This is a genomic window from Paracoccus sp. BR5-17 (assembly GCF_055693925.1).
The window spans coordinates 2322055-2337779 of the sequence record NZ_JBVFUV010000003.1; the positions used below are offsets into that span (position 1 = coordinate 2322055).

Genomic DNA, 15725 nt, shown 5'->3' on the forward strand with positions numbered 1-15725 from the left:
CCGTGAACAACCTGATCTGGCTGCTTCGGGCGTCAAGATGGGCGCGAAACCCGCCAAGCGCCCGCGTCGTCAGGATGGTCCTGCTGATCGTGGCGGCGGGTCTGGCGATCGCGGCGCTTGAATGGCTGGACCTGTGGCCCGACTGGGCGACGATGGACCAGGGCCGGGCGCCGCGCGTCCCGCGCTAGCGCCGGCGGCGCACCGGGACAGGCCGGGCCTGCCTGTGATGCCGGATCATCCCGGCGCCAAGCGCCAGGGTCAAGACCGTCAACGCTGTCAGCATGATGTTTCCTCCTGTAGCGGGGCCCCTTTCACAGGCCGGCCGCCTTGAACGTGTCGCACTGGGCCATGTCGCCCGATTCGAAGCCGCGCATCAGCCATTCCTGCCGCTGCGCCGCGCTGCCGTGGGTGAAGCTGTCGGGCATGGGCGTCCGCCCGGCGCTGGACTGGATCACGTCGTCGCCCACCGCCTGGGCTGCGCCCATCGCCTCTTCCAGATCGCCGGCCTCGATCGTCCCGAACCGCTGCTGCGCCTGCCGCGCCCAGATCCCCGCATAGCAGTCGGCCTGAAGCTCGGTCAGGACCGAGATCCGGTTCGCATCGGCTTCGCCCAGCTGCGAGCGGAGCCGGTTCGTCTCGCCCAGGGTGCCCGTCAGGTTCTGGACATGGTGGCCGACTTCGTGCGCGATGACATAGGCATAGGCGAAGTCGCCGCCTGCCCCCATGCGGCTGGCCATCATGTCGAAGAAGTCTGTGTCCAGATAAACCCGTTCGTCGCCGGGGCAGTAGAACGGCCCCATGGCCGAGGAGGCGCCGCCGCAGGCCGATTGCACGACGCCGCTGAACAGGACCAGCCGGGGTTCGCGGTAGGAAACGCCCGCCTGTTCGGGCAGGACCGGCCCCCAGACCTCTTCGGTGTCGGCCAGCACGACCGACACGAAGTCGCCCCATTCCTGCTGTTCCTGCGTCAGCGGCCGGTTTTCGCCCGGCTGACCCTGGTCAAGCCCCTGCACCACCGGCGAGATGTCGATGCCGAAGAAATAGCCGACCGCCAGGATCGCCAGCATCCCCACGATACCGACGCCCCCTGCCCCGGCCGCGCCCATGCCGCGACGATCCTCGATGTTGCTGCTGCCGCGCCGTCCCCGCCACTGCATGTGCCCTGACCTCCATCGCCCCCCGCGGGGCTGTCATCACCCAAACACCGGCCCGCCCGCCCGGTTCCGCCGGCAGCGCCGGGCGCCACCTTCACAGCGCCGCGACCTTCGGGCACAAGGCTTGACGCCGCCTTCGCGCGGGCCGATCCACGCAGCATCGCGGATCGAGGGGCATGATGGACGGACAACGACTTTCCCTGCTGGCGGGTGCCGGATCGGCGGCGCTGCTGGTCGCCGCGCTTGGCTTTCAGGCGGCGGGCTATGCGCCCTGCGAATTGTGCATCCTGCAACGCTGGCCCCATGTCGCGGCGATCGTCCTGGCCCTGCTGGTGTGGTGGACGGGGCGGGTGCGCGGGCTGGCCATCCTGGGCATGATCGCGGCGGGCATCGCCATGGGCCTGGCCATCTATCATACCGGGGTGGAATGGACGCTGTGGCCCGGCCCCTCGCATTGTTCGGGCAGCATCGGCAACATGGCCCGGATGTCGCCGCAGGATCTGATGACGCGGCTGCAGTCGGCCCCGGTCGTGCGCTGCGACGAGGTGGCCTGGCGCTTCCTGGGCCTGTCGATGGCCGCGTGGAACGCGGTCTTTTCGGCGGGCCTGGCGGTGGTCTGGGGGGTGGCGGCACGGCGGGCCGGAAAGGGCTGAAAATACCGTCCCAAGATTGCCTCGGGGGGCCGCGTCACCTATATGTAAACCAACACGTTGTTGAGGAAATCCCGTGGCCGACACCCCCGAAGACGACCTGCCCGAAACCTCCGGGGCGGGTGAGGAAACCACCGCTGCGACCCGTCAGGTGATGCCCCATGACGGTCCGGTGATCGACATCAGCACCGAGATGCGGACCTCGTATCTGGATTACGCCATGTCGGTCATCGTCAGCCGGGCGATCCCCGACCTGCGCGACGGGCTGAAGCCGGTGCACCGGCGCATCCTCTACGCGATGGACGAAAGCGGCAACACCGCCGACAAGGCCTATCGCAAGTCCGCACGCCCGGTGGGCGACGTGATGGGCAAGTATCACCCGCACGGCGACGCGGCGATCTATGACGCGCTGGTGCGGATGGCGCAGGATTTCTCGATGTCGCTGCCGCTGCTGGACGGCCAGGGCAACTTCGGGTCGATGGACGGCGATCCCCCCGCGGCCATGCGCTACACGGAAGTGCGGATGGACAAGCCCGCGAACTTCCTGCTGATGGACATCGACAAGGACACGGTCGATTTCCAGGACAACTACGACGGCAAGGACCGCGAGCCGACCGTCCTGCCGGCGCGCTTTCCCAACATGCTGGTCAACGGCGCGGGCGGCATCGCCGTGGGCATGGCGACCAACATCCCGCCCCACAACCTGGGCGAGGTGATCGACGCCACGCTGGAACTGATCGATAACCCCGACCTGCCGACCGAGCGGCTGCTGGAGATCATCCCCGGCCCCGACTTTCCCACCGGCGCGCTGATCCTGGGCCGGTCGGGCGCGCGCAAGGCCTATCTGGAAGGCCGCGGCAGCGTCATCATCCGCGCCCGCACGCATATCGAGGAGTTGCGCAAGGACCGCTGGGCCATCGTCATCGACGAGGTGCCCTATCAGGTCAACAAGGCCAGCCTGATCGAACGCATCGCCGAACTGGCCAAGGAAAAGCGCGTCGAGGGCATCGCGTCGGTGCAGGACGAATCCGACCGGCAGGGTGTGCGGGTCGTGGTGGAACTGAAGCGCGACGCGACGCCCGACGTGGTGCTGAACCAGCTGTTCCGCTTCACCGCGCTGCAGACCAGCTTTGGCTGCAACATGCTGGCGCTGAACGGCGGGCGCCCCGAACAGCTGACGCTGCGCGACTTCCTGACCCACTTCGTCAGCTTCCGCGAGGAGGTCGTCGCCCGCCGCACCGCCTATGAACTGCGCAAGGCGCGCGAACGCAGCCATGTGCTGTGCGGCCTGGCCGTGGCGGTCAGCAACGTCGATGAGGTGGTGGCCACCATCCGGTCCTCGGCCGACGCGGCCGAGGCGCGCGAGCGGCTGATGGAACGCCGCTGGCCGGCCCACGACATCCTGGAATACCTGCGGCTGATCGACGATCCGCTGCACCCGGTCAACGACGATGGCACCTACAACCTGTCGGAAACCCAGGCTCGCGCCATCCTGGACCTGCGCCTGCAGCGCCTGACCCAGCTTGGCGTGCAGGAAGTCACCAGCGAACTGCAGCAACTGGCCGATTCGATCCGCGACTATCTGGCGATCCTTGGCTCGCGCGAGCGGATCATGGGCATCATCAGCGACGAGCTGCGCGAGGTTCGCGACCTGTTCGCCGTTCCCCGCCGCACCGAGATCACCGAATGGTCCGGGGACATGCTGGACGAGGATCTGATCGAGCGCGAGGACATGGTGGTGACCATCACCTCGGGCGGCTACATCAAGCGCACCGCCCTGGCCGAGTTCCGGTCCCAGCGGCGCGGCGGCAAGGGCCTGTCGGGCATGGCCACCAAGGAAGACGACGTGGTGACGACGCTGTTTGTCGCCAACACCCATACCGAACTGCTGTTCTTCACCACCGATGGCATGGTCTATCGGCTGAAGACCTGGCGCCTGCCCCTGGGCGGGCGAACCGCCAAGGGCAAGGCCATCGTCAACATCCTGCCGATCGAGCCCGGGGTGTCCATCGCCGCGCTGATGCCGGTCGATGCGCCGGAAACGGAATGGGAAAACTATCAGGCGGTCTTCGCGACCTCGGACGGGGACGTGCGGCGCAACGCGCTGTCGGACTTCACCAACGTCAAGTCGAACGGCAAGATCGCCATGAAGCTGCCCGAGGGCGTCGAGCTGGTGGGCGTGCGTATGGCGACTGAAGACGACGACGTGATGCTGGTCACCGCGCTTGGCCGGGCGATCCGCTTCCCGACGACCGATGTGCGGGTCTTCAAGGGCCGCGATCTCGACCGGCGTGCGGGGCATCCGCCTGGCCGAGGGCGATCGCGTCGTCAGCATGTCGGTGATCCGCCACTTCGAGGCCGATCCGGCCGAACGCGCCGCCTATCTGAAGATGCGCCGCGCCGTGGCCGGCGCCCTTGACGACGGGGCCGAAGCCGACGAGGACGAGGACAGCGTCGCCGAGGCGGCGATTACCCAGGAACGCTATGCCGAAATGTCGGCGGCCGAGGATCTGATCCTGACCATCACCGCCCACGGCGCGGGCAAGATCAGTTCCAGCCACGATTACCCGGTGCGCGGGCGCGGCGGCCAGGGGGTGATGGCGATGGACAAGGCGATGCGCGGCGGCGCCCTGGTGGCCAGCTTCCCGGTCGAGATGGACGACCAGATCATGCTGGCCACCTCGACCGGGCAGTCGATCCGGGTGCCGGTGGACGGCATCAGCTTCCGGTCGCGCAGCGCGGGGGGCGTCAGGGTCTTCAACACCGCCCCCGGCGAGGAGGTCGTTTCGGTCGCACGGATCGCGGAACAGGGCGACGACGAGGAAGCCACCGACGCATGACGTCAGGGCCCGGCAGCCCCCGGGCCCTTTTCCAGCGAGGACAGATTGACCCCATCCAGCGAAGAGGTGCTGCGGCAAAGGCTCCAGACGGGGTTCCTGGGCATCATCGCCTTCTCGCTGGTGCTGTTCCTGCTGTTCCAAGCCCGCTTCGTGCTGATCTGCCTGGCCATCGCGATCATCCTGTTCTCGCTGACCTCGGACGCGATCCAAGCCATCTCGACGCGGCTCAGGGTGCCGAACTGGCTGGCGACCACGCTGGCGCTGATCGGCATCACCCTGGGGCTGATCTGGCTTTCCACCACCATCATGGCCCAGATCAACGAGGTGGTCAGCCGCGCCATCGCCTATGCCGAATCCGTGCAGATCGCGCTGACCGGCCTGATCGAGCGGTTCGGCCCCGACGCGCAGACCCGGCTGCTGGCGGCGCTGACCGAGTTCAACATCACCGGCTGGCTTCGGTCGCTGGCCGGGCAGGCCTCGGGGCTGCTGTCGGGCAGCCTGCTGGTGATCCTGTTCGTGGGGTTCATGTTCGCCGAACGCGCCTGGCTGCCGATCAAGGTGGAACGGCTGACGGGCGACCCCGACCAAGCGATGCGGGTGCGGCTCATCATGGCATCGATCATGCGGCGGGTGAACCGCTATCTGGTGGTCAAGGCCTTCATCAGCGCGCTGACGGCGGCGGGCGTCTGGCTGATCTATGTCGTGGCGGGCCTTGAACTGGCCGTGGCGATGGCGCTGCTGACCTTCGTGCTGAACTTCATCCCCAACATCGGCTCGGTCATTGCCTGGGCGATCACCGTGGCCCTGGCCTTCGTGCTGACGGGGGATTCCACCACCACCATCGCGGTGGGCCTGGCCTGTCTGCTGGTGCATTTCATGCTGGGCAATATCCTGGACCCGATGCTGACCGGGCAGACGCTGCAACTGTCCAGCTTCGGCATCATCCTGTCGCTGGCCTTCTGGGGGGCGATCTGGGGCATCGCCGGGGCGTTCCTGGCGGTGCCGATCATGGTCGCGGTGATGATCGTCTGCTGGCACATCCCCTGGCTGCGCCCCGTCGCGATCCTTCTGTCGCGCGAGGGGCTGGCCGACGTGGATCCCGCCGGACGCTAGCCGCCCGGCAACCGATCACCCGGCGGGACCAGCCAACCCCGGCGAATCTTCAGCGGCGACCCCGGCTGCCGCGGGTCCGCCCTTGGCGTCCTTCGGCGCGACGGGCGGCTTTCCGGCGGCAAAGGCCCCCGCCAGCGTTTCCGGGTTGCGCAGCCAGATGTCGCGCTGCGCAAACGGGATCTCGATGCCTTCCTCGGCGAAGCGTTCGACGATCCGGTGGTTGATCTCGTTCTGGACCGAGCCCTTGCCGTTCACGTCGGTCACCACGACGTACAGGACGAAATCCAGCCCATCAGCGCCAAAGCCGTTGAACAGCACGAAGGGGGCGGGGTCGATGGTGGCGGTGGGCTGGTCCTCGGCGATCTCGCGCAGGATCTCGGCCACGCGGCGGGTATCGCTGCCATAGGCGACGCTGACATTGATCGTCAGGCGCCCGCGCAGGCTGCCGCGGGTCCAGTTGGTCACCTGCTGCGTGATCAGGTCGCCGTTCGGAATGATGACCTGCTGGCGGTCGAAGGTCTCGATCTGCGTGGACCGGACCGAGATCCGCCGGACGATGCCCTGCTGGGTGCCGACGCCGATCCAGTCGCCCACGCCGACCGGGCGTTCGATCAGCAGGATGATGCCAGACACGAAGTTCGACACGATGTTCTGAAGGCCGAAGCCCAGCCCGACCGACAGGGCGCCGGCCACGATGGCAAAGGACGACAGGCTGATCCCGGCCGAGGTGATCGCCAGCAACGCTGCCAGGATGATGCCCAGATAGCCGATGCCCGACACGACCGCGTTCTGGCCGCCCGCGTCCAGCCTGGTCTTGGGCAGGACCGAGGTGCGCAGCGCCCCCTGCACCGCGCGGGTGATCGTGTAGCCGATCGCGAAGACCAGAAGGAACATCAGCACCGCGCCGGGCGACAGGCGCACGCCCCCCAGGGTGACGCCCTGCCGGAAGCGGTTCCAGTATTCCGCCAGTTCGTTGGGCGAAGCCCCCCAGATCAGCAGAAACAGCGGGATCGACAGCAGGACCAGCGCAAACCCGATCAGCAGCGGCGCCAGCCCGTCGCGCGCCCCTTCCTCGCCGCGCTTGAGCATGTTGAACAGGTCGGCGATGAAGTCCTGCAGCAGGATCAGCAGGCCCAGCAGGGCAAGCGTCTGGATCCACGGCCAGATCAGCAGGTTGCCGATGTTGACATAGCCGATCGCGGCCGCGATCACCGCGGCGATGGCCAGCGGCCGGCTGACAGCGCCCGCCAAGGACAGCACGCGGTGGCGATAGCTGGTCCCGGACTGGTCGGGCCAGGGCTTCAGGCGCCGCAGGATAAGGCCCAGCTTGAACAGTAGCCCCGCCGCGACGGCGATCAGCACGAAGTGCCAGACCCCCGCCGCGCCTTCGGCGAAGTCCATCGGAATGCGCTGAAGCCGCGAACTGCGTTCCGTCAGGCCGGACAGCGGCAGGAAGGCCACCGAGGCGACATGGTGGACCGCCAGGGCAGCCGCCAGCGCGTTGATGAGCCAGCGGGCCTTGGGACGATCCTGGGCGGCAACGTTCAGCGTGTCGTAGGCGACCGACTTGGTCGGAAACAGCTGCCGGGCCAGCCAGGCGGCGCCGAACAGGATGACCCCGGCGGTGGGCAGCGCCTCCAGGAAGGGGCGCGTCCAGGGGCCGAAGATCTCGGTCGCGGCCAGCGCGCTGATCAGCAGGTAGATCCCGATCATCGGAAGCACGATCTGCGCCAGCGACACCACGAAGGCCACCACCGCCCGCGAATAGTCCATCGCCCGCGCCGAAAGCCGCGACGGCAGCGCCTCGACCCAGCGGCGGCCCAGCGTCAGCAGCAGGACCGCCGCGACCAGATAGCCGCCGACCTGCGGCAGGCGCGGACGCAGTTCCGGCCACGTGGCGCGTTCCGCGATCCGTTGGCCGGTGTTTTCCCAGATGCCGTTCACCAGGCGCGACGTTTCCGAAGCGGCAAGAAGCCAGTTCGCCGGCAGCAGGGGCGAGGGCGACAGCCGCGCCAGTTCGCTGACCTGGCGTTCGGTCACCGCCTCGTCGATGCGCTGCACAAGCGCATCCGCGCGGCTGAAAGCCTCGACCGCAGCAAGGCGGGGCGCCTGCAGTTCGGAAAGCTGTTCCTGCAATTCGGCGCGCCGGGCGGCGATGTCCTCGGGCTCGGTTTCGCCCTCGGCCGGGGCCGGTCCAAGCGCCGCGATCTGCTCCTCGACCGTGGCGATCTCGTCGGCGTTGATGTCCTGCGCGTCCTCGAACCGGCTGCGCCAGTCCACGATGTCGGCGCGGATCTCGTTCAACCGGTCGATCGGCGTGGCTTCGTCGCCGACCAGTTCCTCGCTCTGCGTCGCGACCTGCTCCCATGCCTGATAATCGGGGGGCGTCGGCTCCTGCGCCCAGGCGGGCGAGACATGAACGATCAGGACCGTCAGGACGACGGCCACGATGGCGCGGATCATGGAGGTCAGCCTTCGTAAACTTCGGGAATGTCGGGCGCTTCGCGCGTCAGCCAGCCGGGCACGGGAAGGCCCTTGGCGCGCAGGAAGTCCGGGTTGAACAGCTTGGTCTGGTAGCGGTTGCCGTAATCGCACAGGACCGTGACGATCCTGTGTCCCGGCCCCATGTCGCGCGCCATGCGGATGGCGCCCGCGACGTTGATCCCGGACGATCCGCCCAAGCACAGCCCTTCGTGTTCCAGAAGGTCGAACACCACCGGCAGCGCCTCGGCATCGGGGATGCGATAGCTGAAGTCCGGGGTGAAGCCTTCCAGGTTCGCGGTGATGCGCCCCTGCCCGATCCCCTCGGTGATCGAGCTTCCGGGCGAGTCGAACTCTCCGGTGGTATAGAAGGAATGAAGCGCCGCGCCCTCGGGATCGGCAAGGCCGATCTTCACGCCCTTGGGCTGCAGCACCTCGGCCACGCCGGCCAGCGTGCCGCCCGAACCGACCGCGCAGATGAAGCCGTCCACCTTGCCGCCGGTCTGCTCCCAGATCTCGGGGGCGGTGGTTTCGACATGGGCCTGGCGGTTGGCGGTGTTGTCGAACTGGTTGGCCCAGATCGCCCCGTTGGGTTCGGTCCGGGCCAGGGCTTCGGCCAGGCGACCGGAATAGCGGACGTAGTTGTTGGGGTTCCTGTAGGGGGCGGCCGGAACCTCGACCAGATGCGCGCCCGCCAGCCGCAGCATGTCCTTCTTTTCCTGGCTCTGGGTTTCCGGGATCACGATCACCGACCGAAAGCCCATCGAGGCGCCGACAAGCGCCAGCCCGATGCCGGTGTTTCCCGCCGTCCCCTCGACGATGGTCCCGCCGGGCCGCAGGACGCCCCGCGCCACCGCGTCCTTGATGATGTAAAGCGCCGCGCGGTCCTTGACGGACTGGCCGGGGTTCATGAACTCGGCCTTGCCCAGGATGTCGCAGCCGGTCGCCTCGCTGGCCTGCCGCAGGCGGATCAGGGGGGTATTGCCGATCATGTCGGCCAGATCAGGGCAAATTCGCATGGTCAAGCAACCTTCCGGTCTGGATCGAGTTCCGTGCTACCTACACATTGCCCCCGCCAGGGCACAACCCCGCGCCCCTTTTCACCCCGCCCCGCCCCCGTCCAACTGGGACCGCAGCGCGTCCTGCCGCAGCTCCAGCCACAGCGCCAGCATGGCCAGGGGGCCGTTGACCACCTGTCCCGACAGGGCCATCCGGGTCAGGTCGGCGCGGCCGATCACATGACCGCGAATGTCCTCGGCTTCGCTGTCCAGGCCGTGGATCCCGCCCGTGCCGTCGGGAAGGTCGGCGATGCCCACGTAAAGATACAGATATTCGCCCAGGATGCCCGGGCTGGGATAGTGGTGGATCGCCGGGAACAGCCTCGAGACGCTCAGGTCGGCCTCCTCGCGCGCCTCTCGGCGGGCGGCCTCCTCGACGGTTTCGCCCGCGTCGATGCGGCCGGCGACAGCCTCCAGAAGCCACGGCTGGGGGTCGCGGCGCAGCACCGGGGCCATGCGGAACTGCTCGATCACCAGCACGCGGTCGCGCACCGGGTCCCAGGGCAGCACGACCACCGCATCGCCGGACACCAGCACCTCTCGGCGCAAGGCCGGGGTCATCCCCCCGTCATGGGTGCGGTGGCGGATCCGGCACACCTCGACCGAGAAGAAGCCTTCGAAGCCTCGGTGCCGGCCCAGAATCTGCAGATCCTCGGGGGAACGCGGCGCCACAAGCGGGCTGCCCGTGAAAGGCCCCCCGGCGCCCCGCAGTTCCGAGCCGGCGACCGCCCCGATCGCCGGCAGATGGGCGGCGACCGCATCGGCAGGCTGGTCGGCCGGCGCGGCCAGGACATGCCGGGCGATGGCGGCGGCAAGCTCGGGCTGCGCCTCGCCCTCGAACTTGCCGCACCCCAGGCCGAGGATCCCGTCCCGCGGCCCAAGGCCCATCACCGCCGCATAGCGCAGCAGCGGCGGGTTCGGCCGCACCCGCACGGCGCGGCTGGTCCCCTGCCCCGGATCAAGGCGCGGCCAGCCGTCCCTGTCGATGCCGGCCCTGGCGCCGCCGGCCAGAACGCCGGGCAGATCCTCGGGCCGCCCGGTCAGGCCCAAGGCGGCCAGCATGGCGGGATGCGCCAAAACACCCGCCAGCAGGACGGTTCCGTTCACAGTTGCCGCCCCCGCAATTCGGCCGCGGCAGCGAACCCCATGTCGCGCGAGGCGCGCGTCAGGAACGCGTCGAAGCCCGCGAACATCACGCCCGACAACGCTCGGCCGCCGTCCGATCCGGCATAGATCGTGTAAAGGTCAAGCTGCGCGTCGCTGAGGGGCGTATAGGCCAGGAACAGATAGGCGCCGATCCAGCTTTCGGTATCGGCCCGCATCCGCGGTTCTTCGCCCCAGGCCTCGGCGATCATCTGGCTCTCGGCCATCGGCATCAGGAAGCCGCCGCCCGCCTGGAACCCCCGCGCGAAGGCAAGCGAGGCGTTCATCCCGCCCGCCACGTTCGCGTCGATCAGGCCAGCCGCCTCGATCAGGCGGACGATCCGGGCCGCGCGGGGGCTTGACCGCGCCCGAGCCTGCGCCCAGGCGGCCCGCGCGGCGGCCTCGGTCTCGTCGTCCAGCATGGCTCGGCGGGCAGCTTCCTCCAGCGACAGAAGCTGCCGCCCAAGCCCGGTGCGATAGAAGGCCAGACCGGCCCGCAGATCCTCGGGGTCGGCACCGGGCAGGGCCTCGGCCACCCCGCGCAGGAACAGCGCCCGGAACCGGGCGGGCTGATGGATCGCCCCCACCCGGTCCAGCCAGCGTCCGGTGCCGCCCCGGGGAAACATCGTCTCGGCCATTTCCGCGCCCTCGGCCAGGGCCTCGTCGCGCAGGATCGGCGCAAGGGCGTCAAGCTGCATCACCTCCCAGATGGTCAGGGCCGTCTGCCGATGCTGCGCCAGCGGTGTCTCCTGCCGATCGGGGACCGCCTGCGCGAAGACCGGCTGGGTCAGGGTGACCAGAAGGCAGAACAAGAGAAACCGCAGCATCCGGGCATCCTTTCATGCGACAGAAGCTTTTTTCGACAAAAGCACTTGCGCTTCAACCCCTGCCCCTCTAAATCCCCGCCTCACCACCCAGAAGCGCGGAGAGGTGCCGGAGTGGTCGAACGGGGCGGTCTCGAAAACCGTTGAGCCTTCACGGGTTCCGTGGGTTCGAATCCCACCCTCTCCGCCACACTTGCCACGATTACTGTAGTTACATCAATTGGTTAGTTGGCTCGTGTGCTTGCCTCAGGTTACACATGAGGTTACACAGCGTGGTTCTAGTCTTTGAAGTTGGGGCGATCCGGGTCATGTGTCAGCACATCGAACCGAAGGGAAACAGGTGGTACTACCGGCGGCGCATCCCGTTGGACTGCCGTGAGCTTCACAGAGTCCCTCAGAGCAAGAAGGCCCCTGAACAGCTCTACTTTTCCCTGAAGACAGCGAACAAGGCGGAAGCATGCAAGCTGGCCGTCAGCCATACCCGGCGACTCGATGCTCTTTGGAAAGCACACAGGGAAGGCCAGCATCTCCCGCACGAGATCACCATCAGCCTGCTTCTCAACCAGCTCGATCAGCGCCATTCTCTCTTCGGTCATCGTCATCTCCGTTGTCGGTTCCAGGTCTCGCAACCCGAACCTTCTTTTGTGGATGCCGCTCGGTTTGCGAGGAATTTCTGATCGTCCGGACATGTGATCGAGTGCGGTCTTTTGTCAGGCCTGTAAGTGCGGCTGACTGGCGCCGCTGGCCGGGATGGTGATGCGCGGAGCGGGTCCACATCTCCAACAGCGAACTCGAGGCTCGGAGAAGGTTTCTGGTTTTCCCGACCCGGATCATGTCGATCATTTGCCCATGCAGATCATGCCTTCCTCACAACTCGGTGGCCCGAGCGCCCCTTCGGCGCCCCGCGGCGCGAGGCCCAGCGGATCACGGCTGTCGCTCCGATGACTGGCAACCGTCGTATGTCACGCTGCCCCATCTTCGAGGTCTTCCCCAGCTTCTGCTTGCCGCCGGTGGAATGCTGCCGCGGCACCAGGCCAAGCCAGGCGGCAAAGTCGCGACCCCGGCGGAACTGGTCCATCGGCGGGGCGAAGGTCTCGACCGCGAGCGCAGTGATCGGGCCGACGCCCGGCATCGTCTGCAGTTGGCGCGGCATTTCCGCTTCCTGCGATACGGCCGCGATCCTCGCTTTCAGTGCATTGATGCGGTCGGTCAGATGCGTGATCTGCTCGAGGAGCATACGGCAGATCTCACGCGCCAGATCTGGAATGTCGGCCTCAGGATCTTCGATGACCCGTTTCAGGCGCGGCACATAGCCGATCCCCTCGGGGGCGACATCGCCAAACTCATAGAGATGCGACCGCAGCGCGTTCACGGCCTCCGTGCGCTGCTTCACGAGCTGCTCGCGTGTCCGGAACGCGACGGCCCGCGCCTGCTGGTCAGCCGATTTCGGCTCGACAAAGCGCATGGTGGGACGCAGGGCGGCCTCAACGATCGCCTCGGAATCGGCGGCGTCATTTTTCTGCCGCTTCAGGAACGGCTTGACGTAGTGCGGAGCGATCAGCCGGACCTCATGCCCGTGCCGCGCCATTTCCCGCGCCCAGTGATGCGCGCTGGCGCAGGCCTCCATCGCCACAAGACACGGCGACTGCTCCGCCATGAACGGGCGAACTGCGCTGGTGAAAGTTTCTTCCGGAACAAGACGGACCCGTCCGCCGCCGCGCCGTGCACCTGGAACACGTTCTTTGCCAGATCGACGCCGATGATGGTAACTTCTCCCATGGATGCCCTCTCCTTCAGCTTGTGCTTCGACACCACGAGTGTGGCACATCGCGATGCCGTCAGGGGAGAGCGGCATCCACCCCATCTTCGAAGATCGGCGGTGACCGCCAGCGTCACCCACGGCCGCGCGGCTTGCGCTACGCCGGAGGCTCCGCGCGCGGCCTCCTACACCACCACCCGGGACACTGTTTCGTAAAACCGGAAACAGAACCGGCGAAGGTCCGGTGTCTGATGGCATGCCTCCTGCGGATAACCGCCGGTCCTGAGGCGCCAGTGGCTCGGGGCTTTGCGCATCGGAGCCGGAAGTGTTAATTTGTCTGCGAACGCGTCAGAACGGCGCGGATGGTGGTACAGTCATGGTTCAGCCTGCGCGAGAACCGCAGCATCAGGCGGGCATTGATGCTCCGGCTGGCAACCTGTTGCCCTATGATCCCGAAGAATGGAAGCAGCGGGTAGCGGCTGCCCGTGCCCAGCGGGAGAAAGTCCTGCGGCAGCGTGCGCAAGAGCAGCCGCCGGCAGTCGGATATGGGCCTGAAGGGCCGGTCGGCGCCGCCGGACGGCCTGCCGTCCAGCCTGTGACGGTGCCGCCCTCCGCCGTGCCGGCGCTGACGGACGGCCCGGACGGCGCCTGGACGGAAGGCGCAGCCGTCGCAGCGCCTTCGCTTGATCGGCACCCGGCGCCTGCAGGCCGCGTCCGGATGATGGGCAACCCTGCGGTCGATGGCCGTTTGCGTCCGATGCTGGTCGGGTTGGTCCTTGGCGGCTTGGCGGGCGCCTCTCTTGTCGGGTTCGGCATAACCCGTACTGGTGGGGTCGATCCCGCCCGACACGATGCCACAGCCCTTTCCTCGGCTGGTCCGTCCGTCGATGCTGCGCCGTTCTCGGCGGCACCGGCCGCTCCGCCGTCCCTGGCCCCTCCGGTCCCTGATCCGGAAGTCCTGCCGTCTGCCCAAGGGCAGGCAACCGCCCTTGCGCCCCGCGATGTGCCGTCTGCGCCCTCGGTTCCCCGACCGGAACTGCCGGCCGTGTCGGCATCGGCCCTGGCCCCCCGCCTGCCAGCGGTCGGACCGCTTTCCTTCACGCCCGGGCGTCCAGACCTCGAGGCAGAGCCCGGACTTGCGGCGGCGCCCGGCTTGGCCTTCCATAAGGCGCGGCCGGCTTTCCCGGTCCCGCGCCTGCAGCCTGCCCCTCTGCAGGGGCCCGAGGGCGACGCCAGCCCTCGGCCGATGCCGTCCATCACGGAAACGCCGCGGATGCGGCTGGCGGTCTATGTCCCCCAGCGCCTTGCGGCCCAGCGTCGGGACCAGACCATGACGCAGCTTGCGGACCAAGGGTGGTCACCCGAGGAGACATCGACGCCGTTCACGATCGGGGAAACCCATGTCCGGTACTTTCACCCGCAGGATCGCGCGGCAGCCGAGGAACTGGCAGGCCAGCTGGACGCCGAGGCGCGTGATTTCCTTGGCTTCACGCCGCCCCCGGAGGAGGGGTATCTGGAACTGTGGCTCGGCGGTCGAGGAGCGCCGCCCGCGCCCAAGCCCGTGATCGCGCGCGGTACCATGCCGGAGCCTGCCCAGGCTACTGGCGCAGGAAGAGGCAGCGGGATATCTCAGGGGACTGCGGAAGGCCGCAGGCGCGCCGTTTCCGGCAGGGGGGACAGCGAATGGCCGCGAACCATCAGCGGCCGAAATCTTGCCGGCGTCAGGAGCATCGGCGGTGGCGATGCCGGGGCAGCCGGAACCAGTAGCGGCCGTGCCGGCGGGGGTAGATCCGGTGACCCGGACGGCCGTACCGGCGCCAGTGCAACCGATGGCGGTAGCGCAGGTCGCAGCAACGGCGGAGGGGGTGGCAGCGGCGGCAGCGGACATGGTGCAGCGGGCGGAAACAACGGCGGCAGCGCGGCGGGGCGCGGCGACGGGCTTGGAAGCGGCGGCACAGGCGGCAGCGGTAGTACCGCAGGGGGCAGCGGCGGCGGCATCGGGAGCGGCGGCAGCGCGGGCGGCACCGGGAGTGGGAGCGGCGGCAGCGCAGGCGGGAGCGGCGGCGGGAGCGGCGGCGGGAGCGGCGGCGGGAGCGGCGGCACGGGGGGGAGTGGCGGAAACGGGAACAACGGCGGCAATGGACATGGAGGCGGCGGCGGCAATGGCGGTGGTGGCAACGGCGGTGGAGGAAACAGCGGCAGCAACGGCGGTGGCAACGGCGGCGGCGGACACGGCGGCGGCAATGGCGGTGGTGGACACGGTGGCGGCAATGGCGGTGGTGGACACGGCGGTGGCAACGGCGGCGGCGGCGGACACGGCAATGGCAGCGGCGGCGGTGGCAACGGCGGTGGTGGACACGGCAATGGCGGCGGCGGACAGGGAGGTGGCAACGACGGTGGCGGACGCGGTGGGGGCAATGGCGGGGGCGGAAACGGCGGGGGCAACGGTGGTGGTGGCAACGGCGGGGGCAATGGCGGCGGCGGAAATGGTGGTGGCAACGGCGGCGGCGGTGGAAACGGAGGCCGGGACTGATTGGCCGAGGATTGAAACGCCTCCTGCCAGAGGGGAATGACCAAGCAGGCCTACCCCTGGAAAGCCGGCCGCTGAAGACGCAGGCCGGCAAGGGGCGCGGGAAGCAGCGGACGCTGAAGCAGATGCGAGCCCGTCCCTCAGGCCGGATCGCGTCGCCTCCTTGCAGCCGG

At 68.3% G+C, this 15725-nt stretch carries 9 protein-coding genes, 1 tRNA gene and 3 pseudogenes; 7 read left to right on the forward strand and 6 right to left on the reverse strand.

Annotation, left to right across the window (positions count from 1 at the left end; all coding sequences use genetic code 11):
* Positions 1–2: 2 nt before the first annotated feature.
* A complete protein-coding gene (locus tag ACZ1HC_RS13020) occupies positions 3–188 on the forward strand; it encodes a hypothetical protein (protein WP_472700366.1) in 186 nt (61 codons plus the stop codon).
* Between the two features lie 123 nt (positions 189–311).
* Here ACZ1HC_RS13020 and ypfJ read toward each other — a convergent pair whose 3' ends face one another.
* The gene (gene ypfJ, locus ACZ1HC_RS13025; RefSeq protein WP_472700367.1) at positions 312–1157 is read right to left on the reverse strand and encodes a KPN_02809 family neutral zinc metallopeptidase; all 846 of its coding nucleotides are present in this window, start codon (positions 1155–1157) and stop codon (positions 312–314) included.
* Positions 1158–1333: 176 nt separating this feature from the next.
* On the opposite strand from ypfJ, the gene ACZ1HC_RS13030 reads away from it, so the two are divergent.
* The 3 genes and pseudogenes from ACZ1HC_RS13030 (at position 1334) to ACZ1HC_RS13040 (ending at position 5757) form a co-directional block, all read left to right on the forward strand.
* Complete coding sequence (locus tag ACZ1HC_RS13030) at positions 1334–1807, forward strand: disulfide bond formation protein B (RefSeq protein WP_472700368.1); 474 nt, start codon at positions 1334–1336, stop codon at positions 1805–1807.
* Positions 1808–1880: 73 nt separating this feature from the next.
* A pseudogene (gene gyrA, locus ACZ1HC_RS13035) lies at positions 1881–4644 on the forward strand (DNA gyrase subunit A).
* A 45-nt stretch (positions 4645–4689) separates the two neighbouring features.
* Entirely contained in the window at positions 4690–5757 is a 1068-nt protein-coding gene (locus ACZ1HC_RS13040) for an AI-2E family transporter (protein WP_472700369.1), read from the forward strand.
* A 15-nt stretch (positions 5758–5772) separates the two neighbouring features.
* Here the strand turns inward: ACZ1HC_RS13040 and ACZ1HC_RS13045 are convergent, their stop codons facing one another.
* The 4 genes from ACZ1HC_RS13045 to ACZ1HC_RS13060 all read right to left on the reverse strand — a co-directional run bounded on the left by ACZ1HC_RS13045 (position 5773) and on the right by ACZ1HC_RS13060 (position 11266).
* Positions 5773–8220 carry a DUF3772 domain-containing protein gene (locus tag ACZ1HC_RS13045; protein ID WP_472700370.1) on the reverse strand — a complete coding sequence of 816 codons (2448 nt, stop codon included), beginning with the start codon at positions 8218–8220 and terminating at the stop codon, positions 5773–5775.
* Between the two features lie 5 nt (positions 8221–8225).
* Positions 8226–9257 carry a cysteine synthase A gene (locus ACZ1HC_RS13050; RefSeq protein ID WP_472700841.1) on the reverse strand — a complete coding sequence of 344 codons (1032 nt, stop codon included), beginning with the start codon at positions 9255–9257 and terminating at the stop codon, positions 8226–8228.
* A gap of 81 nt (positions 9258–9338) precedes the next feature.
* Positions 9339–10403 (reverse strand): NUDIX domain-containing protein, encoded by a 1065-nt coding sequence (locus ACZ1HC_RS13055; protein ID WP_472700371.1) that lies wholly within the window; start codon positions 10401–10403, stop codon positions 9339–9341.
* Entirely contained in the window at positions 10400–11266 is an 867-nt protein-coding gene (locus tag ACZ1HC_RS13060) for a hypothetical protein (RefSeq protein ID WP_472700372.1), read from the reverse strand. The genes ACZ1HC_RS13055 and ACZ1HC_RS13060 overlap by 4 nt, the downstream gene beginning before the upstream one ends.
* A gap of 97 nt (positions 11267–11363) precedes the next feature.
* On the opposite strand from ACZ1HC_RS13060, the gene ACZ1HC_RS13065 reads away from it, so the two are divergent.
* Positions 11364–11453, forward strand: a tRNA-Ser gene (locus ACZ1HC_RS13065).
* 118 nt (positions 11454–11571) lie between these two features.
* Positions 11572–11718, forward strand: a pseudogene (locus ACZ1HC_RS13070) (DUF6538 domain-containing protein); the annotation flags it as partial.
* Positions 11719–12152: 434 nt separating this feature from the next.
* Here ACZ1HC_RS13070 and ACZ1HC_RS13075 read toward each other — a convergent pair.
* Positions 12153–13042, reverse strand: a pseudogene (locus tag ACZ1HC_RS13075) (IS110 family RNA-guided transposase); the annotation flags it as partial.
* 2118 nt (positions 13043–15160) lie between these two features.
* On the opposite strand from ACZ1HC_RS13075, the gene ACZ1HC_RS13080 reads away from it, so the two are divergent.
* The gene (locus ACZ1HC_RS13080) at positions 15161–15595 is read left to right on the forward strand and encodes a hypothetical protein (RefSeq protein WP_472700373.1); all 435 of its coding nucleotides are present in this window, start codon (positions 15161–15163) and stop codon (positions 15593–15595) included.
* Positions 15596–15725: the final 130 nt, after the last annotated feature.

Excerpts from the sequence above, each read along its gene's own strand:
- ypfJ (WP_472700367.1), bottom strand. The coding sequence starts at position 1,157 with ATGCAGTGGCGGGGACGGCGCGGCAGCAGCAACATCGAGGATCGTCGC.
- ACZ1HC_RS13030 (WP_472700368.1), top strand. The coding sequence starts at position 1,334 with ATGGACGGACAACGACTTTCCCTGCTGGCGGGTGCCGGATCGGCGGCG.
- ACZ1HC_RS13045 (WP_472700370.1), bottom strand. The coding sequence starts at position 8,220 with ATGATCCGCGCCATCGTGGCCGTCGTCCTGACGGTCCTGATCGTTCAT.
- ACZ1HC_RS13050 (WP_472700841.1), bottom strand. The coding sequence starts at position 9,257 with ATGCGAATTTGCCCTGATCTGGCCGACATGATCGGCAATACCCCCCTG.
- ACZ1HC_RS13060 (WP_472700372.1), bottom strand. The coding sequence starts at position 11,266 with ATGCTGCGGTTTCTCTTGTTCTGCCTTCTGGTCACCCTGACCCAGCCG.
- ACZ1HC_RS13080 (WP_472700373.1), top strand. The coding sequence starts at position 15,161 with ATGGACATGGAGGCGGCGGCGGCAATGGCGGTGGTGGCAACGGCGGTG.